Raw genomic sequence first — 24,886 nt, 5'->3', positions numbered from 1 at the left:
CAAAGCGTCCATTAAAGGTGTGCCTTAAATATATAAAAATCAATAAATTCAACAAGTTGAAATTGGCTTGGAATATGCTCTATCGAACCTACGAATGGCTAAAGGATTTTCTCTAATTTGGGCATGGCAGAAAACCCTAAAAGCATAAGTATGGATAAATGGAGAGAGAACATGAAGGTTATAAATTATTTACTTAGTGTGCTTTTGTTGTTTAGTAGCCCCCAGTTGGCATGGGCTACGGTTGATGTTATGGAACTCGATGGTAACGCGACCAGCGATAATAGTGGTATTGATTGGGATGATGTTAACGATCCCAATAGCATGGTTGGGATTGCTGAATTTTTCCAAAAAGATCGCAATGGTGTGGATCAGATCTTTTGGAAAGGTGGTTCTAAAGATGACTCGGATATTACCGACTGGGCGTTCCGAAGTGCTTCACCGCAACCAAAAGATGACTTTACCAATGCGTATGCTGCTGCCTTTGAAAGTGAAGGTGATTTGCTGATTTATTTTGGTGCCGATCGATATGCGAACAATGGTGATATGTACATTGGTTTTTGGTTCTTACAAGACCAAGTAGGATTACCGGCAGGAGCGACAAAAGGTGATTTCATAGGCGAGCACGTCAATGGAGACATATTGGTCTTGATTTCTTTTCCGCAAGCGAGTGGCGGTAAACCCTATATTGAAGTGCTGCAATGGGATTTGAATAATGGTGATGTGACTGACAACATGACCAGACTGTTCCAGACGGCGGGAGACCCTAAATCCAATGATTTTGTTGGGGCTCGATGTGGCAGTGGTGCTATCGGCGTAGACAAGATATGTGCGATTTCAAATGATGATTCAATTGGTGCGATACCGTTGCCTAATGTTTCTGGATGGGAATATTTGGCAAAAACTGGGGAAACTACGTCTATTCCGACGGAGAGCTTTGTTGAAGGGCGCCTGAACTTATCTGCGCTGTTGAATGATGAGTTTGGTATCAGTGACATTCCTTGTTTCAGTAGCTTCTTAGTGGAGTCACGAGCTTCCCGTTCGATTGATGCATCTTTGGCTGACTTCGTTGTCGGCTCATTCAGTTTATGTAGTATCAGCATAGCGGCGACTTGTAACACAACCAGTTTTACTGTTGATGGCATGTTCAATATCGACTACACCGTGACGGTTACTAACACTGGTCCTGGTTCGTTGGGCACTAATGGTGGCTACGAAGTGGCCTTTTTGTCGGATTCTCCAATCTTAGGTGCGCTTCCAGTGGTGGGTAATGGTGATGAAGTGTGGAGCGTCGGTGAGTCATTCTCATTCATGGGTAATTACCTGTCTGTAAATAATGGTGCCGTCGGCGTGATCGATGGTTCAGTGGATCTTGACGGGCTTATCGTGAATGCTCAAGCGCCCGTGGCTTACAATTGTCCGCCAATAGATTTGAGTCCAATGGTTGAGATTTCTAAGGTATGTAATAGCTTCTTAGAGGTTGATAGCGGTCAAGTTGTGCTTAAGAAAACCTATGATGTTGAAATATGTAATACCGGTGATATTCCATTGGCCATTGAATCGCTGATGGACTCTAAGGATGATTCTTTGAGCCGTTCTGATTTACCTACCGAAGTCGTCAACAGCAGTTATTACCTCGACTTCGCGTTACCTTGTGATGATCTTGAGGATGTGACCACATGTGGTGCTGGCAATATGTGTAGTGCATTAAGTGCCGACCCAGAGCTGTTTGCTTGTAAAACGGGGGAGGGAGAGTGGATACCGAACTTTGGTGATGCGATAGGTCAAGTGTGTACACAAGTAAGCAAAACCTATGCGCCAAATGTGTTACCAACTGGAGTTGACGGAATGCTATCGAATCAAGTGACAGCAACATTTGACTCGCTGTTCTTGCAAGAAGCATTTATGGAAACATCGAATATTGCAACCTGTGATGTTTGCCCATTTACTGTACCTGAGCCATAAGTACTTTCATTAATTGTACTCACTTTACTTCTAAAGCAGCCTAGCTCGTTAGGCTGCTTTTTTCATTAGTTAATTAACTAGGCGACTTAAATTACTATTTGATGTTTTTTAATTAGCTTATATAAGGTTGTCCGAGAAATAGACAAGGCTTTAGCAGATTGGGAAATATTGTAGTGGTGTTGCTGAATCACACGATGAACATTTTTTGAGGAGAGTCGAGTGTCCCCCTTTGTGTCGGGCAGCGCGTCTTTCAATTGAATCCCCATATGGCGAGTAGAAAGGGCGCTTGAGTTAGAAAGAACAATCGCTCTTTTTATACAGTTGAATAACTCTCTGACATTGCCCGGCCAGTGATATTGTTTCATTTGCTCAAGGGTGTCACTAGGAAGCTTGGTTTTGGATGCGTATTTGTGCTTCAGTTCGAATCGAACCAAATCTTCTATGTCTTCTTTATGATCATTGAGTGGCACTAGCTCCAATGGAAGCACATTTATCCGATGAAAGAGGTCTTTACGAAATTTACCCGCAGCAACGGCTTGTTCGATGTTGACGTTGGTGGCAAAAATCACACGGCAATCTACGGGCAATTGGTTGCTACTGCCTAATCGCTCTATCAAGTTATTTTCTAGAAAGTGGAGTAAATAGGTTTGAAGCGACAGTTCAAGGTCGCCAATTTCATCTAAAAATAGAGTCCCTCCATTCGCTCTTTCTACATGTCCGACGTAGCGTTTGTTTGCTCCCGTGAATGAGCCTTTTTCAAAACCAAATAACTCGGAGTGAATCAGGGATTGTGGAATTGCGCCACAATTTACTGCGATGAAAGGTTTCTGGTTACGAGCTGACGCTTCATGTATTAAACGCGCACATAGACTTTTTCCTGTTCCTGTTTCCCCTTGAATCAGCACTGGAAAATCGTTGTTAGCGATCTTAGTTATCTTCTTTTTCAGTTGTTGGATGGTGCTGGATTGCCCCACTAATTGATATTCATGGCATGAATCAGGCTTAGGTTTGTGTTGCTTGGTGTCTACCATGCCATACGCATGCCCTAAATTTCGACAGAGCCATTCAGTATCAATAGGTAGATGGTAATAATCCCAATAGGTTTGCTTAATGAGCGATAAGTTGCGGCTTGGTGGTTGGTTACAGATAGCGATTGCTTTCAAACTTGGAAAGCGAGCCTTGAGCGTTGATATTTGCTCACATTGCTTGTCGATCGAGGATGATGTTAGACAAGAAATCAAAATGGGTGAGTAGCTGTCGCTGCGGGTGTTGAGTAAGTGAATGGCTTGTTCGGTCGTTTCTGCAATTTGAGCTTCCCAGTTATGGAGGCGCAACTCATCTACCCACTGATTATGGAGCAGGCATGTGGTGTTGCATAACAAAATCACAGAACGAGTTATTGGCTCAGGTGATACTCTTTTTGATGGCATTGTGCTCACTCTTCATGTTTCGACTCCATGATGAAACCTACAGTAAGCCCCCTAAATATCCCATAAGCTTAGAAGCAAAATTCAATTAATTCGAGTACACAAATCTGCTAGCGTTGATCTAGCAAGTAGCATTGTCTCAAGCGGGGAAGTCAATCAGGTGCTTTACTTACTGAGAGTAAAGGCATCCATGAATATCGTGTGTTTGCTGCTTTTACTGTTTTGTTTATTGATGTTCACAAGGTAAACTCCGCGCTAATCACTAACGATAAAGAGCCGATATTGATGATAATTAACGTAGCAAAAAAGTTCATTTTAGCAGCTTCTGCGCTGGTGCTAGGTGGTTGTGTGAGCTATAGCGTTACTGAACAAGAAATGACGAACTATCTGCAAGATTCGGTGATGCTAGAACAAGAAGTCGGTGTGCAAAACGTTATGTATGCGCAAGTGGCTGTTGATGACTTAGCGGTGCAAATTGGCCGAACTGATGCCGAGCGTGTGTCTGTTCTGGCGAATACCAATGCAAAAGTTCAGGTGTTTAACATGCCGAACATGGGGTTGGATCTTGATATCGAGTTCAGTGCGATTCCCGAATACGACAAAGAGAGTGGTGAGGTCTACTTAAAGTCTCTGCGCCTAGAGCGCTTTGAGGAAAAGGGAAAACAGCTCTCTCCTGAAATAGAGAAGTTACTTAAGCCTGCCATTTCTATGATTGGTTTTGCGTTGTCCCAGTCGCCAGTTTACAAATTGGACAGTAACAAGGTGCAAGAGTCATTGATCAAGTCATCGGAACCGAACCTGGTGATTAAAGACAATAAGCTGGTCATCGAGTTATTCGATTAATCTTTCACATAAGCTTAGATTCAGCATAAAAATACAATGGCTGCCGATTCGGTGGCCATTTTTGTTTGTGTTGAACAAGCAAGACTTCTGTTTTTGGGCTGTTTATTAAGCTTGTTTTCTCAGGTTCATTTATTGAATTAGCCGCGTATCTCACCTTTACTTTACTCTTGTGAGCAAATCATCGCTTCAGTCATCAAATCATAAGAAAGCAAAGGTGAACGAACTATGAAGAGTCCAGTAATCGCGGATAACAAACCCGTCAAAGTCGAGCTGACAGAGGGAGAAGAGTATTACTTTTGTACCTGCGGCCGATCTAAAAGTCAGCCCTTTTGTGACGGTTCCCATGCCGGGACGGGTTTCAAACCGAAAAGCTTTGTCGCCGAAGAAAGCGGAGACGCCTACCTTTGCCGCTGTAAGTATTCCAACAACCTTCCTTTCTGCGATGGCACTCATAAACAGTTTACTGCTGAACAAGTTGGGCAAGAAGGCCCTGATGTTCATATCCAAGCGGTAACGCCCGATCTCTCGCCAGCGGCTTCTGCAACCAAAGAAGAGCCCACAGTTGAGTTCATTCATCAACTGGCACGAGATGGCTTATCCAAAGTGGGTCATCATGGGCCAATGACCTCAATGGGCGTCCCAAGATATCTATTACCTCATTGGGATGATATTCAAGTGATGGTTGCACAAATGGCGACGAAACCGTTATTGGAAAATGTGCCAGTCGGTACTGAGCTTATTATTGGGCCAAAAGCGGAAAAGCCGCTTAAATTGAACATCTCCTTGTTTGTATCTGACATGAGTTTTGGGTCGTTATCTGAAGAAGCGAAAATATCTTTAGCAACAGGCGCGGAGCTTGCGGGAACTGGGATCTGCTCGGGAGAGGGCGGCATGTTGCCCGAAGAGCAAGCTGCGAATTCTCGTTACTTTTATGAATTAGCCAGCGCACAATTTGGTTACGATGAATCTAAGCTCAAAAACGTTCAAGCTTTCCACTTTAAAGGTGGGCAGGGTGCTAAAACCGGAACAGGCGGTCACCTACCGGGAGCGAAGAACATTGGCAAGATAGCAGAGGTGCGTGGCATTGAAGCGGGTACAGCTGCGATTTCTCCACCGACCTTTGTTGATCTAAAAACCGCCGAGGATTTCAAAAAATTTGCCGATAGAGTTCGAGAAGTGACGGGCGGAATTCCTATTGGCTTCAAGCTCAGTGCCAATCATATCGAAGAGGATATTCAGTTTGCATTGGATGCTAGTGCAGATTACATCATCTTGGATGGGCGTGGCGGTGGTACTGGGGCGGCGCCAGAGATGTTCCGTGACCATATTAGTGTGCCGACCATTCCAGCACTCGCTCGTGCCAGAGCCTATCTAGACAAGCAAGGTGTAAGTGACAGAGTCACCTTAATCATTACCGGTGGGCTGCGTGTTCCGATGGACTTTGTGAAGGCGATGGCGCTTGGTGCAGATGGTGTCGCTATCTCAAACAGTGCCATGCAGTCTATTGGGTGTGTTGCTGCCCGAATGTGTAACACCAATAATTGCCCTGCGGGTATTGCGACTCAAAAAGCCGACTTACGCCAACGGTTGAATGTCGAGAAAGCATCGAATCAGCTTAAGAACTTCTTCGAAGCCTCGACAGAATTAATGCAAGTGATGGCGAGAGCATGTGGTCATGATCATTTGAATCAATTTAACTCTCATGATTTGGCAACATGGAATCGCGAGATGGCAGAGCTATCGGGCGTTGCTTATTCGGGTATCAGCTCATTAAATAAACTTAAGTAAATAACCTTTCGATAAAGCACATCTACTGCATTTGTAGGTGTGCTTATTTTTCCTGTGGCATACAACGTCATACATCACTCGTCGTAATTGGCTGCTTTATAAGCACTTTAAAATTATTTTCTGTTTTTTGAAAATATCGCTTTACCTCAAGTTAACTTGAGGTTTTATCATCCTCCCCAATCTAAATACACAGACAATCGCCTCTGAATCCATGAATGTGGAAAGGTGATACAAATGAATTAGGAACCAACAATGAAAGTATTAGCGATTGGCGCGACCAACAGTAAAGCATCGATTAACCAACAATTGGCAGCGTACACTGCAAGCTTAGCCGAGGGCGCACAAGTCGAGGTGCTCGATCTTAATGATTTCGAGATGCCTATTTACAGCGAAGACAGAGAAAAAGAGTCCGGCGTTCATCAACACGCGAAGCGCTTTTTCAGCAAGATTGGCGAAGCTGATGCTGTGGTCATCTCTTTTGCTGAGTACAACGGTTCATACACCGCGGCCTTTAAAAATGTGTTCGATTGGGCATCGCGCATCGATATGAAAGTGTACCAAGGCAAGCCTGTGGTGATGCTTTCTACCTCTCCTGGTCCAGGTGGCGCAACCTCGGTACTATCTTCTGCAGTGAACTCAGCGCCTTACTTCGATGCTGATGTGAAGGGTTCAATGTCGGTACCGAGTTTCTATGACAACTTTAATGTAGAAACGGGAGAAGTCATCAATGCCGAAATGGCCGAGAACCTGAAATCGATCATGAGTCAGATTTAGAGACCGAATGACACCTCAATAAGACAAAGCAGCCATGTTCATGACTGCTTTTCGTTGAGCTTGCTGTCAAAGTTTAAGGGCATTAACTGGTTAAGGTAAAAATAGGTCGCTATTCTAAAGTTAAAGTAAACTTTAAATGTTTATGACCTCAAGGATAGTTTAACAATGAGAAACATCGTATACCTCACCATAGGCCAGTTGGCAGAGCGCAGTGGCGTGGCGCCTTCGGCTCTGCGTTTTTATGAAACCAAAGGATTGATTGCGTCTATCCGAACCAATGGTAATCAACGCCGTTATCAATCAGCGATGCTGAGACGAATTGCCCTGATTCAAGTCGCTCAGTCGATAGGATTTACGCTTGAAGAAATTACCGAAGAGCTGTCTAGCTTGCCGATGAACCACACCGCAACCAAGCGAGATTGGGAGCGAGTGGCAAAGAAATGGCAAGGGCAACTCGATAGTAAGATGGCACAGATCCGTTCATTACAAGAAAACCTCACAGGCTGTATTGGCTGCGGCTGTCTGAGTATGCAGAAGTGCCATCTATTAAACCCAGAAGATATTCTGCATGACCAAGGACAGGGGGCTCAGCGTATCGTTGAGTAACATTTCTGCTTTAAGTTAAACCTATTCGGATCAAGTTTTAGGTCCTGGTTTATATTCGTGTCAAATCATCGAAGCCTATGCATTCAATATGGTTGGCTGCAAGCCACTGTTTCAATATCGGGTTGGTTAAGAGCGCGTGTTCTTCCACTCTCTTTTCGTGGTAGCCAGACAACGACTTTAGCTCGTCACTTGCAGCTAATGAAGGGTGGCACATCAATTCGATTATGCCGTTTGGCATGGTACTTTGGTGGCTTAGCAGTACATTTTGTAAATCAACTAATGAAATCCCACCATCAAAAAAACGCATATCGAAGGCGTCAGGGGTTGGCACTGACAGCAAATCTTGGCCGCTCAGAATATTGTCTATACGCCTTACTGGTAGGCCGATGTTGTTTACCGTTCGAGTAAATGCCGCTTTTAATGCCTTATAGACACCACCAAAGTGATGACTATCGATATGGTTGATCTTTAGACCCGCAGAAAGCGCAGCTTGATACTGAGCGTTAAGCTCAAGCTCTACTTCTTTTTTAACCACATCACTCTTGTCAAAAAGAGTGGCTTTGTCCAAAAAGTTACCGTGTTCGTCTACTAAGCTTGAAACCAGTTCTGGTGGCGTCAATGGCTTTCCTGAAGTAACGGTAAAGTGTAAACCCACTTCCGGTACTAATCCTTGGTGATAGAGTTCGATGGCGTGTTGTGTGCCGGGTTGGTTCATCATGATAGTGGTCGACTTCACGATTCCTGCTTCAAAGCAGTCGACGATGCCGTGGTTAACACTTTCTGTGAGACCGAAATCATCGGCATTGAATATTAATTTCATCGCGACCTCATATTATAATTTTGGATATCAATGACTTGAACTAGCTCAGTATTCATTGAGCTACTCCCAAGGTTATTATTTATTTTGTGTGAGATGGTGCGCAAACGCAGGCATGAAGTCTAAGTTCTCACGAATCGTTTCCTGCAAAGCTTCTTCGATGTGTGAGCCACTATCGACGATAGGGTTTAAGATCAGAGCACGTTTTGCTGTTGCGATGTCCCCCGTCATCGCTGCTTTAACGGTTAAGGTTTCAAACTCTTTCATCTGCTGAATCAAGCGTAGCGTGTCGCTATCAAAAGGTTCGACGTTCAGTGGCAGGATCTCACTGCTGGTGATTACCGAACTCACTTCTACCGCGCAGTCATCGGATAATCCTTGAATCGCACCATTGTTGCGAGTGTTGACGTGCATGATAGAACGTTTGTTATTGTGGATACTGCTCATGAGCTCACAGGCCGCTTCAGAGTAGTAAGCACCACCTCGTTCTTCTAACAATTGAGGCTTGGTATCGAGCATGGGATCTTTGTAGATCTCTAACAACTGATGTTCAACCTTGGCAACTAAGTCTGCGCGATTGGTGCTGTTTTCAGACGCAGCAAACTCTTTGTCTAAGATGTCTCTGGATTGGTAGTAGTAACGTAGGTAAGCACAAGGAACGATGTTCAGAGAACGAATCAATTCAGCGTCCCATTCAAAGGGAGGGATGTTCTTTGGCATCATTTGATCGTTACCACCGAGGAGTTGCTCGATGAGTTCTCCCAATTTATCTTCACCTTTATGAAGCACCTTACGAGCCCACACTAGGTGGTTTAATCCGGCGATTTGCATCGTCATATCTTTACGTTCTGCACCAAGCATTTTCGCCGCGCCTAGCTCCATGTTGACGGGAACGTTACATAGACCAACGGTTTTAATGGTTGAGTGCTTAATCAGTGCTTCCGTTACCATGCCTGATGGGTTGGTGAAGTTGAGTAACCACGCATTCGGGCACAACACTTCCATTTCTTTCGCTATCTCGAGTGCAATCGGAATGGTTCGGCAAGCATTAGAGAAGCCACCTAAACCATTGGTCTCTTGCCCAATCATGCGATATTTCAATGCGATTCGTTCGTCGCGCAGCCTGGCTTCTATTCTTCCAGCACGAAATTGAGAGCAGACAAAATCCGCTTCTTTCAGAGCTAATTGTCGATCCGTGGTGAGGTGAACATTAATCTCACAGCCTGCTTTGTTTATCATTCGCTTGGTGAGCCCTGCGATTATCTCCGCTTTTTCCATGCCTTCTTCGATATCTACCAACCAAAGATCAGAGATAGGTAATTCGTGATGGCGCTTGATCAGTCCTTCAACGAGCTCTGGGGTGTAACTTGAGCCACCACCAATTACGGTTACTTTGAGTTTTTGATTCTGTTGCATGCTGTTCACCATTTAATGTTGTAGATTACTTGGTTTAATTTATATGATGGTTACATACACCGGCAAACCAGTTTTGACGACTTATGAATTAGTGAGGTTAATGCATGGGGCTATTCGAAAATCGCCAACAAACGTTGTCACTGCTGCACACCTTTAGTGTTGCGGCTAAACATCTAAGTTTTACACTTGCCGCCGATGAGCTCTTCTTAACTCAGGGAGGGGTCAGCCATCGCATCAAAAAACTCGAACAACAACTGAAGTTCAATCTGTTTGTGCGCAAGACAAGAAAGCTCGAACTGACGCCAGAAGGTCAGCGAGTGTTATCCATGTTGAACGTGTCGTTTGAGTCTATCTTTTCCGAACTCATGGATATTCAAACGGGTGAGCTCAGCGGGGAGTTATATATCGCGACATCGCCTTATTTCGCTTCCTCGTGGTTAATGCCCCGCTTGCCGGAATTCAGACGTTTGTATCCGAATCTAAGCATTAAACTGCAAACCAAACAGAATCAGTCAGACTTCCAGTTTGAACCTTATGACGTGGCAATTTTCTATAGCGAAGGTCATTACCCAAACCATTACAGTGAGCGGTTATTCAGTGGAGTAAGAACCCCAGTGTGCAGCCCTGAATACGCGAAACGCTTCAATTTAGACCAAGGCATACAACACTTAGATGATGTGCGTTTCATCCACAATGGTGATATCACTGCGTGGCAACGTTGGTTACATGAAGCTCAAAGTGATACCAACTGCGCGCTTCAGTGTGACTATTACAGCGATAATCGCTTGGCGATGGATGCAGCGATATTATCGATGGGGCTGGCACTAGGGCGGTTAGAGTTCATGACACCGCAGATTGAACAAGGCTTGTTGGTCGCGCCTCTTATGAGCATTGAATCGGGCAAAGGGTATGATTTAGTGTGTCCGAAAGGCATGGAGCAACGAACTAAGTTTCAGGTGTTTGCTCAATGGGTTAAGCAACAGTTGTGACCGAATAGCGTGCCTAGACAAACACGAATTATAGGTCTAGTTTAGGTGGTTCTTTCAATAAAAGAAGAGGTTAGTTATGTTCAGCCATGTTTTTCTCGGTACCGAAGATATTCAACGCGCGAAGGCTTTTTATGACCCCATCATGAAGGTGCTTGGTTATAGCGAAGGCTCTGTTGACCCCAAAGGGCGCTGTGTTTACGTTAGCCAAACGGGTGTGTTGGGCTTAACGAAGCCGATTGATGGGCAGCCAGCAACGCACGGTAATGGTATGACTATAGGCTTTCTAGCTTCTTCTCCAGAGGTGGTAGATGAATGGCATCGTGTCGGCGTCGAAAATGGCGGTACTAGCATTGAAAATGGCCCCGGGGCGAGAGGTTCTGACGAAAGTCGCTTGTACATGGCTTATTTGCGAGATCCTGATGGAAACAAGATCTGTGCGACTCACTTCATGCCGTAGTTTACCTTATGTCATCGTTCATTTTATGCCACAGTGGCGTATACTTAGATCATGTTGATGGTTCGGAATTAGCGAAGTCACTGCTCTGAACTTGCTAGCTTCCTGAATACTCAAAATTTTGCAAAGGATCAGCTAAATGACATCGAACGAACTGTTTTATGAAAGCTTTGAGCGCTGCCGGATTGACCAAGAATTTCTCGAAACGTTTTTGGCTGATTTTTGCGAGCATAATCCAAGGTTTTCAGAACGTTTTGAAAATATAGGGTTAGAGCAACAAACCAAGATGCTTAAAGCCTCGATCATTCTTATCTACAACTCTGCTGGTCTGCCGAGCGTGCGTAACTCAGTAAAGAAATTAGGTAAAAGGCATAAAGACTTAGGGCTGGATATTTCCGAAATTGAGCTCAACGAGTGGTTCAATTCGTTACTCAATACGGTTAAAAAATACGACCCTCACTATGATGAAAGCGTCGAACGAGCTTGGACAGAAACCCTCGAAGCAGGCTTGACTATCATGAAGAAAGAGTGTGTTGTGCCAGATCCTGTGAATCGATAGGTAAGTCACCAGCAGCTTTTCTTGAAAGGTAGATTTCGTTTGAGAGGTAAGCCATGAATCAGGTTTACCTCAATTCTTAATCTTTTGACTCCTTATTAAAAATGAGCAGCCCAACCAATTAGGAACCCTTGCGATGCTGTGTCGTACTCGAAGGTTCCTTTGTTTTTGTAATCAACCCAGGTCGATTTGTAGGCAACATTTAAGTCAGACCAACTGTTTATCTGGTATCGAACTCCAGTTAACAGAGATGAGGTAAAGTTGGTGTCACTGCCAAGCCCTGCGTCAATAGTTGCGTGAAACTTCCAATCCTTATTGATCTGCGTTATCCATCTCACACCTATTTGGTAATCAACCCAATCTTCATCGAGTGATCGGTCTGCACTTAGATTGCCACCTGAACCGTAAAGCTTGGCATCAATGTCGTTATCCCACCAACGAAGCCCAAACAGATAATCAATCGTACCAAAATTGTATTGGTAGCGCTTAAAACCCTTAACATCTAAAACACCTTGTCGGATATCAAGGTTGCCTCTTAATAACTCTGCGTTGGATCCTAATACCGAGTTTGTTTTTCCGCTTAGTTTCATGAAGCTGTAGTCAATGTAATAGCCCCATTGATTGTCATAGACACCCTCTAAACGCACCATTGCGGTCATATCAAGATGATCCATGATGAATGCAGGATCCACATCGACATCAGCAGACAAATCACCAATGGTACTGTCTCCGCGGATATTGAGTGCGAGCGCGTAAATTTCGAAGCTATGTTGCCACTTTTGTGTATCCGCTTGTGCGCTTGCTTCCTGAGCATTTACGGTTGAGCTGGCAGCCAATGCTGATGCGAGTAGGTAATGCCATTTAGCCATATTGATATCCTTATCTTCGATGTGAAATAGCACGAATGTGAATGTGTGTTTTAACTATCCATTTTCCACATATGCAATTTGTATATTGCTGATTGTAGACTATGTTTTTTGAAAAGAGCCAAATTAAAAGAGTAAGGATATGAAGCCACAAAGTGTTTTTTTGTTCGTCTCTGTTTTGGGTTTAACACCGATTGCGTTGTCGTACGGTTATGCCCCCGTTGTCTCCCTTGATTATCTTTTCGGAATTGATGCTAGCCCTATCAATGTCACTCATATCTTTCGTGCTGTGATGGGGTTGTACTTAGCGTTGGCTCTGTTTTGGATAGCAGGGGCGTTACTAAAGAAATACCGACTGCCAGTACTCTACAGTTTGGTGGTCTTCATGTTGGGTTTGGCTGCCGGCCGAGTCATTAGCTTGGTGATAGATGGCATGCCTCACTGGCTACTTGTCGTCTATCTACTATTGGAGCTTGGCTTTGGTTTGGTAGGAATAAAAATGGTTCACAAAGAGCAATCTGAAACAGTATAAGGACATTCTATGAAAAGGATTTTCCACCTTGTTGTGATGAGTGTGTTGAGTAGCTTTTCGCTATCGGCATGGTCAGCCCAAGAGCAACCGAATATTTTTGTTATCTTCACTGATGATATTGGGATCTCAAACCTGAGTGCCTATCACAATGGCGTGATGAGCAGTGAAACACCGAATATCGACAGTATTGCCGAGAAGGGCATGTTACTCACCGATTACTACGCTCAACCATCGTGTACTGCGGGTCGTTCCGCCTTCTTAACTGGGCAATTACCAGTACGAACGGGCATGCACTCTGTTGGATTACCGGGTGGCCCTGTGGGTTTGAGTGCGGATACCCCAACGCTTCCAGAAATGCTCAAGAGCATGGGCTATGTGACGGGGCAGTTTGGTAAAAATCATTTAGGTGACCGAGATGAATTCCTACCGACAATGCACGGTTTTGATGAGTATTGGGGTTGGTTGTATCACTTGAATGCGATGGAATACACCGAAGACCCTGATTGGCCAAAAGATGGATCGTTAGATGCCTTTGCACCTCGTAACGTGATCTATTCAAGAGCGGATGGTAAGGGCGGACAATCCATTGAGGATGATGGCGCGCTGTCGATTGAGCGTATGCGCACACTGGATGATGAAGTCAATAAACACGCTATCAACTTTATCGAAAGGGCGGTTGAAGCGGAGAAGCCATTCTTTACTTGGTATTGCCCATCACGAGGTCATGTTTGGACGCACCTTTCGGAAGAGTATGAAGCCATGCTTGGCCAGAACGGGTGGGGGCTGCAAGAAGTGGTGATGAAAGATCTTGATGATCACGTTGGTGAGATGCTTGCCAAAATGGAAGAACTCGGCATTGCAGATAACACCATCATCATTTTCACGGCCGATAATGGTCCTGAAATTATGACATGGCCAGATGGCGGCATGACACCGTTCCATGGCGAAAAAGGCACAACATGGGAAGGTGGTGTTCGTGCTCCTGCATTAGTGAGTTGGCCGGGTAAAATCCCAGCTGGCAGTGTCGGCAATGGCATCTTTGATGGTATGGATTGGTTACCAACACTGATTGCAGCGGCGGGTGGCCCAACAGATCTGAAAGAGAAAATGTTGAAAGGTCACGATGGTTTTAAAGCACACCTCGATGGTTACAACCAAGTCGATATGTTGACGGAAAAAGGCGAGTCGAATCGTAAAGAGATTTACTACTACGAACGAGACAAGCTACAGGCCGTTCGAGTTGGAGATTGGAAGGCGCACTTCGTCGTTCAGAATCACGGTTGGAGTGGTCCTAAAGAAGAACTTAACGCGCCACTACTGTTTAACTTACGACGCGATCCTTACGAACGAGCTGCGGAAGAATCAGGCATGTACCTGAAATGGATGGGGCAGAAGATGTGGGCGTTTGGCCCTGCTCAAGCCGCTATTCAGCAACACTTAGCAACCTTCGAAGAGTGGCCGCCAGTCACACCTGAATCTCCGGCAGAGAAAACCGGAGGTGTGGGGAATTAGTTAAATATCATAAAAAATCCCGCTCTGTGTGAGCGGGATTTTTATTGGAATGCGTCTAAACCTTAGCTTTATTTTAGCGTTGTTTTTCGCTCTATAAACTTCACTGGCACCATCAATTTAACCAAACTGGTGTCATGCTCTTGAATTTGGCTAACGACAATTTTTACTGACTCACGAGCAAGGCGTCTGAAATCCTGCTTGAAGGTGGTGAGTTGGTAGTTCAACCACTGAGTCTGTGGAATATCATCAAAACCAATTACTTGCAGATCTTCAGGAATACGCAGATTGAACTCTAAGCGCGCTACATCCATGACTGCCATCGCGAGGTTATCTGTCGCGCAGAATATCGCTTGCGGCTGTGTTGGTTCTGAAAACAGAGTCCGAATGGTATCTAGAGCATCAAGGTAGTCGTAATCCGCTTCAATAACACGAGCTTGCTTGCCAGTGAGGTCTTCGAACTCTGAACAAAAGCCCGCTTCACGTTCGCCATTGGTGTAAGTCGGTACGTTACCTGTTAGATAAACCGCTGACTTTGTTCCAACGCTATGTAAATGCTGAGCAGCAACTTGGCCTGCTGCATAGTTATCGCTCACCACATGGCTGCTCTTAGTGCCTTCAACTACACGAGCATATTGAACAATTGGGATGTCGAACTCTTCACACTCTTCATAAAGTGACTTGTTGAAGGTTGCAGAAGCGGCAATCACACCATCAACTCGATACTGGAAGATATTAGGGATCGAGTGGTTGTCGTTTCCATCAACTTGCCAAGGAATCAATACCGCAGAGTAACCCTGCTTTTGTAGCTCAGTAGAGATAAGCTGCAGAGTTTTCATGTGGATAGGGTAGTCGGCATCTGGGAAAACTAAGCCAATCAATTTGGACTCATTTGTCGTCAGACTGCGGGCAAAGGCATTGGGACGATAATTCAACGATTTTGCTGCATCGAACACTTTCTGCTTGGTCTTTTCAGACACTGAACTGCCCGGGACAAATACACGAGATACAGTTGATTGAGAAACGCCAGCAAGCTTAGCGACATCTTTAGAGGTGACGGTTGGCTTTGACGCCGTGGAGTGTTTTGGAGAGCTCATAGACCATACTTTTGAACCAAATTGATTGTGCATAGAGTAACATAATTAGGTACGTACTCAAAAATACAATATGCCATGATTGGATGAGAAATAAGGGTTAATAGAGAGTGTTGAATATTATTCTGGGTATGACCCAAAAAAGCTCTGCGTTAACAGCAGAGCTTTGTTTAAAGAATTTATGAATCGACTAACTGGGCGTTAGAAGTAGTAACGAATACCTGCAGCGAACTGGTCGTCTCTGTTTTCGAATTTATTGCCAACGAGCTGATCTTTACCTAGGTCGAATTGGTATTCAGTCCAAACTAGGAATTTGTTCTTCTGGAAGTGGTATTCAACACCAGGAATAAGCAGGTTACGCTCATAGCCATCTGTTTGGTCATCACGATCTTCCATGTAGTTGTAGTTCAACGTAGGGCGTAGGCCATTGTCGAAGTGGTAGTACGTGTAGATTTCACCACCTAGGGTATCGAACATTACATCCGTACCGCCTTGGCTTACTGCTTCCCAGTTTTCGCCAACATGGAAAGTGGCACCTGCGTAGAAGCCACCGTTGCTGTAGTTCGCACCCAACAACATAATACGCATGTTGTCGCCGTCTTCTACGCCGATTACGCCTGCACCTAAGTCGGTAACTTCATTTTGATGATAAGCCGCCCCAAGTGTTACACCGTCAGCAGGTTTGTAAGTGATCGACGCACCCATACCGTTTTTCAATGAAACTGTCGCATTACTCGCTAGTGCAACATCTTCACGTGTGGTTTGGTAAGTGAAGCCGTAGCTTACTTGGTCGTTGATTGAGTTACGGTAAGTTATGGAGTTTTCTGCTCGACCTGTACCAGATGCAACACCCCAGTCAGAAAGGTTGTAAACACCTGAGCCGCGAGTACCGAAGACACGACCTAAGTCGGTGTACCATGCTACGTCATAAAAAGTAGACCACTGCTTAGTACCCGCAGCAATCTTGCCGTACTTGTCGTGCTCTACGCCAGCGTATAGAAGTCGGTCGTAAATATTGTCGCCGTTCGCACCAGAGTTGTAACCCCATTCGGCATGGCCAAAGCCAGTCCAACCGTTGTCTAGACCCATTTGACCTTTAAGGCCGAAACGAGAACTACCGCTGTTCCATTCACCGTTGTGGTCGCCGCCCTTATCTTGGTAACGAACGTCAAAACGACCGTCTAAAGTAAGGCTATCGCCCGCGTCATTGGTAAAAGTGTGTGCAGCAAAAGCAGAACCCGATGTAAGTGCTGTCAGAATCACTGCAGAAAGAATCGACTTGTTCATTGTTATTCTCTTTATTCAGGCCGCAGAAAGCCACCGTGCTTTCAAGCCCGTTATATTAGTAATGGTTTGGCAGGGTGTACCCCATCCATGAGGCACGAGTTGATTCAATTATTAGTGGAGCAATAATGAATGGTGTGGAGCACTTACTAGGAGCGATAAGGGTCTCCTAGTAAGCGTAGCAACTTAAACTAGATGTCCATTTAGGTTGCCACTATTTCGTTTCAATCTTTGGGATTAAAGCCTTTCATTTACAGCGTTGGGTTCATGATGGTTGAAGTGCGTTCGAACACATCTAGACCTTGCTGTTGTAGCCAGTAAGGAAGGTCGATAAGAACCCAGTTTTCAGACAGTTTGTCACCGTCACGGTAGTAAACGTCAACCACTTGCATGTTTGCGCGTACTTCACCGCCAGTCATACCTAGGAAGCCGCCTGTTGGTGTGTTTGATAGGTTTGGCCAACCGAAGAAACAAGAGAAGTTACCTTCAGCGAAACGACAAACGTGGCCGTTGAACTTCTTGTCTTTCAGGTTGTTACGGAAAGGAAGTTGGTGCTGCTGTTGGTAGCGAGGAATTGTGTAAGACGCGCCGATACCACATGGGCCGTACCAAATCATGTCTTTTGACCAGCTTTTCTCTAGTACTTCTGGTGGGCAGCCCATCGCGCCGCTGTCGTTAAGAGCAGATAGGTCATCAACCATTTTGTTTACTAGAGCAAGAGTCGCAACGCCTTCTTCTGGAGCTGCATCTTCAAACAACAGACCGTCGTGGTTGCGTGGGCCAGGGTATACGAAGTGCTTACCTGTTGATGGTGGAAGTGGGTAGCAACCCGCTTGATCCATCATGCCTAGAAGGTCTAGGAACAGGCCTGTCTTAGTGATTTTGCCATCAACAACACAGTTAAACTCTGCGTAGCGAACGTTCATGATCTTGCCAGTAGGGCGCATGCCTAGGTATTCAGCGTCGAATAGACCCATGAAGTGACCCATGCTCATTACCCAAATCTCATCTGGGTTAACTTCGTTGTTACCACCGATGAAGATATCTTGACGACGCTGCATGCGAGTCATTGATTTCATCATAGGAGCCCAGAATACGTCAGCCGCAGCTTGCGCGCTTTCTTGCTCACGGAATGGGTAAACACCACGCCACAAGTAATCTTCAGAAGTGTGTGCTTTCAGAACTTCTGCAACGTTCTCGTGAGTTGCGTTTTCCATTGCATCAAAGTATTCGCGAACAATGCGTTTAGCTTCTTGATATTTAGACATAATAATTTCTCTTTGTGTTGTCGAGTCAACATTCGGAACAGGACTCGATTTGGATTTTGTTACCGGCTGACTGTTCAGCCGGATTGATGTTTGTTTCTTGCCTGAGAGATCTTCAACCAAAGGGAATTAAGCCTTAGCTGCTTCCGCTTTTTTGCTCTTGTCGAAGATGCCGCCTTTCAATGTTTCTGGTAGAGATAGCCACAGTAGACCAGCCACAATCCATACGATTGGCGAGCCCCACATTGCTGTCGCAAGGTCGCTGCGTTCTTGGATGAATACCAACACCATTGGTGCCCACATGCCGATGATACGACCGCCGTGGAACAGTGCTGCACCGAAGCTACGTAGGTGGGCTGGGAACAATTCAGAGAAGTAACCACCCCATACCGCAGAAGCAGACAGGCCGAAGTTGTAGATAAGACCTAGGATAGCCAGCATGTTTAAGCTGCCGATCATCACATCGCTTGGTGCCACGAAGAATACTGAAGCCATTACACCAGCAAGAATGAAACCAAACGCGTTTACTTTACGACCGTACTTATCCGCGATTGCACCCCATACCCAAGCACCGAATAGAGAACCGAATGCCGAGATAGAGAAGATGATGCCGATAGTTGCACCATCAAACTGGCGAACTTCTTTTAGGTACGTTGTCACGAAGCCTGAAAAGAATTGGTAGCCGTAGAAGTTAAGGCCAGCCAGTAATAGACAAGTGATGGTTAGCTTACGGTAAGGTGCGCTTAGCATTTCACCCCAAGAGCCTTTCTTCGCAGGCGTATTTGCCCCTTCAGCTTCTGCTTGCTCTTCTTCACCGTAAGCGATCACTTTCTTGTCGCTAGGCAGGATGAAGATCATCAGTGCTGCTGCAACTAGAGGAGGAATACCACCTACCCACATTAGGCTCTGCCAAGGTGCGTCAATGCTAGAAATGAATGCTGCGTACGCACCCATTGCCATCAGAGCAACAGAGAACATCGAAGAAGCAAATGCGGTTAACTTGCCGCGAACCGTTGGCGTAAATAGGCCAATCATCAGGCTTACCGCTACTGTGAAGTAACCACCTAGCGACAAACCAATGATGAAACGCATTGCAGCCCAAGTTGCGTAGTCGGTAAACATCATATTGATGATGGTAGCGCCGCCGTTTAGAGCTGTGATGGCAATAAGAGTGGGTTTTTTACCAAATTTTGTTGCTACCCAAGCACAGCTCAATGCGCCAATAAGTGCACCAACCGACTGCCAGGTATAGAACTGGGCAGTATCTGACAGGTTAATACCATCATACGCTTCAACGATGTATGGGCGTACGTAGTCAATAATTACAAAGTTATAACAATAGAAAAAGTAACCCACTAGAATTGCTAGATATGCGGCTACCCTTTGAATCATAGGAACTTCGCTCATGTGTTTTTTAGTAGTCATGACCGATAAACCTTTATTTTATATAGGGTGGTTTTGGTTTTAATTACTGTGTGTTGATTATTTATTTTCATCACACCGTCTTCATTTCGGGAGAGATAATAGAATTTTTATGGTTATTAGATCCGTGATCAAAGTCAATTTTGAAATGAGTGCGTACCCACTTTGTGTTTTTTAGTGATCTGGATCCCGTTAGAACATGTTTTTGAGTTTTTGGGACATTTTGAGCGTTTATTCGTCTATGTTAGTGACAATACTCACACTTACTGTGGGTTTTTGAGGGAAAATATCCAATTTTGAGTAATATTGGCGGCGAATGATTTGCGACAGACAACAAACGGAATCTAAAAATGGTTACGTACTCAAGCTTTGTGGTTATTGCTCTTTATGTATTAACTACTTTATTTATCAGCTACTTAGTAAACAAGCGCTATAGCGTTGGTGGCGATTTTTCAACTGGTGGAAAACAATTTGGTTGGTTTACGGCGGGTGTGTCGATTCTTGCAACCTACATCAGTGCAATGACGTTCGTCGGTATGCCGGGCTGGGTTTATAGCTCAGGCATGGAAGCGATGAGTGTTCATCTTAATTACCCAATAGTGATCTTTTTCGCTGTGGTTTTCTTTGTTCCTGTGTTTTACAAGCTCGGCTTGACCTCTATCTATGAATACCTAGAGCACCGCTTTGGCGTTGTTGCTCGCACGATCAATTCGATTGTGTTTATTGTGGTTCAGTGCATTTCGGCTGGAGTGATTCTGTATGCGGTTGCCCTGATCTTGGTGCAAGTGCTACCGATAGGTATCTCAGAGGCGATTATCTACATCAGTTTGTTCACCGCGTTATACACCTATGCCGGTGGTATCTCGACAGTAATATGGACTGACATGCTTCAGTCAGCAGTGCTGATTATTGGCAGCATTGCGATTTTTGGTTTATTGCTGATGAAGATTGATGCGGGTGAGGCGCTGTCTCCAGAGCATCTAGAGATCATCAACCTTGATTTCGACTTGGGTGTTGATACCACATTGTGGGCAGGTTTAGTTGCTGTGAGCTTCTTACACCTGAGTGTATATGGTACTAACCAATTGATTATTCAAAGAACACTCGCGACTAAGTGTGTTAAAACCGCACAAAAATCCATGCTGCTTTGCGGCTATGGCGCGTTCTTTGTTTATCTGTTCTTTGCTGTGATGGGCGTGTTACTGAGCGTTTTTTATCAAGACAGCAGTTTTGAGAACAGCAACGAAGTGATCCTCGATTTTGTTTTCAACCACACCAACCCAATCATTGTTGGTTTGGTGATTTCGGCTCTTTCTGCTGCGGCAATGTCGACACTGGATTCGACGTATAACTCAATGGCAACCGTGGCAACGTTCGATTTTTATAAGCGCTTTTTCCGTAAATCAGCTTCCGATACACATTACGAATCGGTAGCAAGAAAAATGAGCCTGGTCGCTGCGGCTTCGGTTGTTGTGCCTGCATTACTGGCGGTCTCGAATGAATCTGTACTCAAAACGATTGCTAGCTTAACTTCGATTTTTGTCGGTATTCGCCTTGGCTCTTTCATCCTAGGTTTGTTCTTCAAGCGAGCGAATGAAAAAGGGGTGATTGCAGGCAGTATCGGTAGTGTCGTAGTGGTATTTATTGCCAAATACAGTGGCATCTCTTGGCCTTGGTTTGCCTTGATTGGCACGGTGGTTTTCTTAGTGTTAGGTGTTGTTGTGAGCCATTTCTGGGGAGAGGTGACACAACAGCAAAACGAATTTATCGCCAAGCAAAAGCACTTGTTCGCTAAGCCTACCGCGAGTCATTACGGCTTGTTGGTGTTCGCTGTTGTGACGATTGCTGCTTGTACTGTTATCCCTGATTGGCTTTATGCCGCTCTTTCTTAATTGACCGATTTTTTACTGGTATATCTATGTTATCGATCTTTGATATCTACAAAATTGGTGTGGGGCCATCGAGCTCACACACTAACGGCCCAATGATTGCGGGTTTCCATTTCACTCAATTAATCGCAGACAGAATCACAGAGGTGGTTCGTGTTCAGGTCGATCTTTATGGTTCGTTATCGTTAACCGGAATAGGTCACCATACCGATAGAGCGACCATTTTGGGTTTGCTTGGTAATAAGCCAGACACGATTAAGATCACTAGCGCTAATGAAGCGATGCGACGCGCTATCGACAGTGGTGAAATGCAATTGAGTGGCAGCCACGCGATTGGCTTTAACTACCAAACCGACATGCTCTTTCACGAAGACAATCTGCCCCTGCATGAAAACGGCATGATGATTACCGCGTTTGATCAAGCTGGAAAGGTAATTGTCGATGAAACCTATTACTCGATTGGTGGTGGTTTTATCGCAACTGCAGATGAGCTGCAAAACGGCACCAAAACTCAATCAGTCGAGGTGGCTTACCCTTTCAAGAATGCCGATGAAATGCTTAAACAAGCTGAAGACAACGGCATGAGCCTAGGTGGAATGATTCTGAAAAATGAGTCGGCCTTCCAAGATTCTGATGCGATTGCAGAAAAGGCAGACCAGATCTGGCGCGTGATGTCGCGTTGTATGGAACGTGGTTTTGAGACTGAAGGTATTCTAGATGGCGGTTTGAACGTCACTCGCCGTGCGCCAAACCTATTGAAAAAGCTAGAAGCGAATGCAGCCGTTGAAAACGATCCGATGGAAATCATGGATTGGATTAACTTGTTTGCCTTTGCCGTGAGTGAAGAAAACGCGGCTGGTGGTCAAGTAGTTACATCTCCAACCAATGGCGCGGCGGGCGTGATTCCTGCGGTATTGATGTATTACCATCGCTTTATTAAAGAGTTGGATACCAAGCAGCTCAAAGACTTCTTAGCTGTATCGGGTGCGATTGGTATTTTGTACAAAACCAACGCTTCGATTTCGGGTGCCGAAGTAGGGTGCCAAGGAGAGGTGGGCGTTTCATCTTCTATGGCGGCTGCAGGTTTAACTGCCCTGCGCGGTGGTAGTAATGAGCAGATTTGTATTGCTGCAGAGATTGCGATGGAACATTCACTCGGTATGACATGTGACCCAATTGGTGGCTTAGTACAAGTACCGTGTATTGAACGAAATGCTATGGGTGCGATGAAGGCGATTAATGCGTCTCGCATGGCATTGAAACGCAATAGCAAATCTTTGATATCGTTGGATAAGGTCATCGCGACCATGTATCAAACGGGTAAAGACATGAACAAGAAATATCGTGAAACGTCACTCGGTGGTTTAGCCTTGATCCATCTAGCTCACCCTTGTGAATAGAAAGCGTAATTAAACGATATTCGTTTCAAACAAAGCCCAGCCCCTAAGTTTCAGAAACCTAGGGAGCTGGGCTTGTGTTTTGCTGAAAGAAAAGGGCTACCAGGAGAAGTGAACTAGTCCTCAAGAGGAAGTTGATAGCTGTTTTTTAATTCTTTCACTGAGATGTTGGATTGAATGGCACTCACGCCTTTCACTCGTCTTATTGAGCTAATACGCTCAAAGTACTCTTCTAAATCTTTTGCTAACACTTGCACCATGTAGTCGGCACCGCCTGCAATGCAGTGACACATCGGAATCCAATCAGTGACTGCAACAAACTCTTCGAACGGTTCTGTGTTTTCAACTTCATGATTGCCTAGTGTTACAAGGGTAAAACCAGCCACATGAAAGCCTAATTTCTTACGATTGAGCTTAGCGGCGTAACCATCGATATAGCCAGTTTCTTCCATGCGTTTCCAACGACGCCAGCATGGGGTTTCGCTGAGGTTGACCTTCTCGGCGAGCTTACTGTTGCTCATGCGACCGTCTTGTTGGATATGTCCTAAGATGGCGATATCTGTGTCATCTAACACTTCTTTGGTGGATTCTTTCTGTTTCATGGTTAATTTGGAAAAATATTGCTCAAATTTGCATTAATATTAGCCTATATAGCAATTTAATTCCTAGTCGAATCTGTAAACTCTCTCCCTATCAATACTTTACTTATTAGGAGTGAGAGGAAATGAGCTCTCAATTAATGCTGGCGTTCTTGCTATTTTCAACATCGATTGCAATTACACCTGGGGCAGGCAATATCGCATTACTTGGGATTTCAAGTCGTTATGGGTTTGCTGCTACTTTGCCTTTTATCTCTGGGAACGCTGTTGGCATCATCATCGTACTGGCAGGCTCCAGTGTCGGCTTGGTGAGTCTATTCACTCTTTACCCAGAGCTATACAATATTTTGAAGTACGCGGGCGCGGCTTATTTGTTGTTCATGGCGTGGTCGATTGCCAATATGCAAATCGAAGATAGCACCACCGATAATCGTTCGGGCTTTGTGTCGGGTGTGTTGGTTCAGGTGTTAAACCCTAAAGGTTGGATTGCTTCGTTAACTGTGTTTTCTCAGTTCATCACTCCGAATGCTGACTATCTGATTCAAGTGGTGACCATTATTGCAGGCATGGTGATCACGGGCGTACCGTGCATGTTGGTGTGGGCGTATTGCGGTACGATGCTTAAAAAGCTGCTTCAATCACCAAAACAGATGATGGTGGTAAACCGTTGTTTGGGCGGAAGCCTCGCACTAGTGGTTGCCTTTATGCTTTATCAACCAGCATAAAAATTACAACGAAAAAAACCACTCCTAAATCCATAGGAGTGGTGTCTAAATATCGACAAAGTCGTTAACGATAAACAGTCAGTTAATCATCACTAATAAGTTAATCATAACTGATACGTTAACAAGGACACTTAAGGAAAATTTGATTACAAGATTAAGCGGTTTCAGCCTCTTTAACTGGAGCTGGGTTACGAATTAGGTGGTCAAATGCGCCTAGACTTGCTTTCGCACCTTCACCCATCGCAATGATGATCTGCTTGTAAGGTACTGTTGTTACATCGCCTGCTGCGAACACACCTTTCATCGATGTTGCGCCATGAGCGTTAATCTCAATCTCACCGCGTGGTGAAAGCTCAACCTTCGAACCTTTCAACCATTCGCTGTTCGGCATTAGACCGATTTGAACGAAGATACCCGCAAGCTCAATCTGTTTAAGCTCTTCAGTGTTGCGGTCTTTGTATTCCAGACCTGTTACGCGGTTTCCATCACCCAACACTTGTGTGGTTTGAGCCATTTTGATGATTTCGATGTTTGGTGTTGCGTTCGCTTTATCAATAAGTACTTGGTCAGCGCGTAGCGTGTCTGCAAATTCAAGTACGGTTACGTGTTCCACAATGCCTGCTAGGTCAATAGCGGCTTCAATACCTGAGTTACCACCGCCGATAACGGCTG

The 24,886-nt window shown here is 44.9% G+C and carries 23 protein-coding genes; 13 read left to right on the top strand and 10 right to left on the bottom strand.

The window, feature by feature from the left end:
* Window positions 1–171: 171 nt before the first annotated feature.
* Window positions 172–1,962, top strand: a complete 1,791-nt coding sequence (locus A142_RS17830) for a hypothetical protein (RefSeq protein ID WP_019825969.1) — start codon at window positions 172–174, stop codon at window positions 1,960–1,962.
* Window positions 1,963–2,048: 86 nt separating this feature from the next.
* On the opposite strand, the gene A142_RS17825 is transcribed toward A142_RS17830, so the two are convergent.
* Complete coding sequence (locus A142_RS17825) at window positions 2,049–3,392, bottom strand: sigma-54 interaction domain-containing protein (RefSeq protein WP_029405693.1); 1,344 nt, start codon at window positions 3,390–3,392, stop codon at window positions 2,049–2,051.
* Window positions 3,393–3,674: 282 nt separating this feature from the next.
* On the opposite strand from A142_RS17825, the gene A142_RS17820 reads away from it, so the two are divergent.
* From A142_RS17820 to soxR, 4 genes are all read left to right on the top strand, one after another.
* Window positions 3,675–4,232, top strand: coding sequence for a DUF1439 domain-containing protein (locus A142_RS17820; RefSeq protein WP_029405692.1), 558 nt, complete (start codon window positions 3,675–3,677; stop codon window positions 4,230–4,232).
* Between the two features lie 225 nt (window positions 4,233–4,457).
* Window positions 4,458–6,020 carry a glutamate synthase-related protein gene (locus A142_RS17815; protein WP_019825959.1) on the top strand — a complete coding sequence of 521 codons (1,563 nt, stop codon included), beginning with the start codon at window positions 4,458–4,460 and terminating at the stop codon, window positions 6,018–6,020.
* Between the two features lie 252 nt (window positions 6,021–6,272).
* Window positions 6,273–6,794 carry an NADPH-dependent FMN reductase gene (locus tag A142_RS17810; RefSeq protein WP_019825957.1) on the top strand — a complete coding sequence of 174 codons (522 nt, stop codon included), beginning with the start codon at window positions 6,273–6,275 and terminating at the stop codon, window positions 6,792–6,794.
* A 165-nt stretch (window positions 6,795–6,959) separates the two neighbouring features.
* A complete protein-coding gene (gene soxR / locus A142_RS17805; RefSeq protein ID WP_019825955.1) occupies window positions 6,960–7,400 on the top strand; it encodes a redox-sensitive transcriptional activator SoxR in 441 nt (146 codons plus the stop codon).
* A gap of 49 nt (window positions 7,401–7,449) precedes the next feature.
* On the opposite strand, the gene A142_RS17800 is transcribed toward soxR, so the two are convergent.
* Together A142_RS17800 and A142_RS17795 are read right to left on the bottom strand one after the other, a co-directional pair.
* Window positions 7,450–8,220: a carbohydrate deacetylase gene (locus A142_RS17800; protein ID WP_019825953.1), complete on the bottom strand. Its 771-nt coding sequence runs from the start codon at window positions 8,218–8,220 to the stop codon at window positions 7,450–7,452.
* 75 nt (window positions 8,221–8,295) lie between these two features.
* On the bottom strand, window positions 8,296–9,633 hold the full coding sequence (locus A142_RS17795; RefSeq protein ID WP_019825951.1) for a 6-phospho-beta-glucosidase: 1,338 nt from the start codon (window positions 9,631–9,633) through the stop codon (window positions 8,296–8,298).
* A gap of 104 nt (window positions 9,634–9,737) precedes the next feature.
* On the opposite strand from A142_RS17795, the gene A142_RS17790 reads away from it, so the two are divergent.
* The 3 genes from A142_RS17790 to A142_RS17780 all read left to right on the top strand — a co-directional run bounded on the left by A142_RS17790 (window position 9,738) and on the right by A142_RS17780 (window position 11,635).
* Entirely contained in the window at window positions 9,738–10,622 is an 885-nt protein-coding gene (locus A142_RS17790; protein WP_019825949.1) for a LysR substrate-binding domain-containing protein, read from the top strand.
* A gap of 76 nt (window positions 10,623–10,698) precedes the next feature.
* Window positions 10,699–11,079, top strand: a complete 381-nt coding sequence (locus tag A142_RS17785) for a VOC family protein (protein ID WP_019825947.1) — start codon at window positions 10,699–10,701, stop codon at window positions 11,077–11,079.
* Between the two features lie 136 nt (window positions 11,080–11,215).
* Entirely contained in the window at window positions 11,216–11,635 is a 420-nt protein-coding gene (locus A142_RS17780) for a globin (RefSeq protein ID WP_029405691.1), read from the top strand.
* A 95-nt stretch (window positions 11,636–11,730) separates the two neighbouring features.
* On the opposite strand, the gene A142_RS17775 is transcribed toward A142_RS17780, so the two are convergent.
* On the bottom strand, window positions 11,731–12,501 hold the full coding sequence (locus A142_RS17775; protein WP_019825945.1) for a DUF481 domain-containing protein: 771 nt from the start codon (window positions 12,499–12,501) through the stop codon (window positions 11,731–11,733).
* A gap of 139 nt (window positions 12,502–12,640) precedes the next feature.
* On the opposite strand from A142_RS17775, the gene A142_RS17770 reads away from it, so the two are divergent.
* Window positions 12,641–13,030: a DUF4345 domain-containing protein gene (locus A142_RS17770; RefSeq protein WP_019825943.1), complete on the top strand. Its 390-nt coding sequence runs from the start codon at window positions 12,641–12,643 to the stop codon at window positions 13,028–13,030.
* 9 nt (window positions 13,031–13,039) lie between these two features.
* Complete coding sequence (locus tag A142_RS17765) at window positions 13,040–14,542, top strand: arylsulfatase (protein ID WP_019825941.1); 1,503 nt, start codon at window positions 13,040–13,042, stop codon at window positions 14,540–14,542.
* A 68-nt stretch (window positions 14,543–14,610) separates the two neighbouring features.
* On the opposite strand, the gene A142_RS17760 is transcribed toward A142_RS17765, so the two are convergent.
* The 4 genes from A142_RS17760 to A142_RS17745 all read right to left on the bottom strand — a co-directional run bounded on the left by A142_RS17760 (window position 14,611) and on the right by A142_RS17745 (window position 19,607).
* The gene (locus tag A142_RS17760) at window positions 14,611–15,636 is read right to left on the bottom strand and encodes a LacI family DNA-binding transcriptional regulator (RefSeq protein WP_019825939.1); all 1,026 of its coding nucleotides are present in this window, start codon (window positions 15,634–15,636) and stop codon (window positions 14,611–14,613) included.
* Between the two features lie 198 nt (window positions 15,637–15,834).
* Window positions 15,835–16,920 (bottom strand): porin, encoded by a 1,086-nt coding sequence (locus tag A142_RS17755; RefSeq protein ID WP_019825937.1) that lies wholly within the window; start codon window positions 16,918–16,920, stop codon window positions 15,835–15,837.
* Between the two features lie 248 nt (window positions 16,921–17,168).
* A complete protein-coding gene (locus A142_RS17750; RefSeq protein ID WP_019825935.1) occupies window positions 17,169–18,185 on the bottom strand; it encodes a nuclear transport factor 2 family protein in 1,017 nt (338 codons plus the stop codon).
* A 126-nt stretch (window positions 18,186–18,311) separates the two neighbouring features.
* On the bottom strand, window positions 18,312–19,607 hold the full coding sequence (locus A142_RS17745) for an MFS transporter (protein WP_019825933.1): 1,296 nt from the start codon (window positions 19,605–19,607) through the stop codon (window positions 18,312–18,314).
* 347 nt (window positions 19,608–19,954) lie between these two features.
* Between A142_RS17745 and A142_RS17740 the strand changes: the two genes are divergently transcribed.
* A complete protein-coding gene (locus tag A142_RS17740; protein WP_019825931.1) occupies window positions 19,955–21,496 on the top strand; it encodes a sodium:solute symporter family transporter in 1,542 nt (513 codons plus the stop codon).
* A gap of 26 nt (window positions 21,497–21,522) precedes the next feature.
* Window positions 21,523–22,893 carry an L-serine ammonia-lyase gene (locus A142_RS17735; protein ID WP_019825929.1) on the top strand — a complete coding sequence of 457 codons (1,371 nt, stop codon included), beginning with the start codon at window positions 21,523–21,525 and terminating at the stop codon, window positions 22,891–22,893.
* Window positions 22,894–23,006: 113 nt separating this feature from the next.
* On the opposite strand, the gene A142_RS17730 is transcribed toward A142_RS17735, so the two are convergent.
* A complete protein-coding gene (locus tag A142_RS17730) occupies window positions 23,007–23,492 on the bottom strand; it encodes an Lrp/AsnC family transcriptional regulator (RefSeq protein ID WP_019825927.1) in 486 nt (161 codons plus the stop codon).
* A gap of 122 nt (window positions 23,493–23,614) precedes the next feature.
* On the opposite strand from A142_RS17730, the gene A142_RS17725 reads away from it, so the two are divergent.
* Window positions 23,615–24,214 carry a LysE family translocator gene (locus A142_RS17725; protein ID WP_019825925.1) on the top strand — a complete coding sequence of 200 codons (600 nt, stop codon included), beginning with the start codon at window positions 23,615–23,617 and terminating at the stop codon, window positions 24,212–24,214.
* Between the two features lie 154 nt (window positions 24,215–24,368).
* On the opposite strand, the gene A142_RS17720 is transcribed toward A142_RS17725, so the two are convergent.
* A partial coding sequence (locus A142_RS17720) for an FAD-dependent oxidoreductase (protein WP_029405690.1) occupies window positions 24,369–24,886 on the bottom strand: 518 nt, incomplete at its 5' end.

This window comes from Vibrio splendidus 12E03 (genome assembly GCF_000272105.2).
Lineage (GTDB): Bacteria > Pseudomonadota > Gammaproteobacteria > Enterobacterales > Vibrionaceae > Vibrio > Vibrio splendidus_I.
The sequence above is the reverse complement of the archived record's forward strand: the minus strand, read 5'-3'. Positions and strand labels throughout refer to the sequence as shown.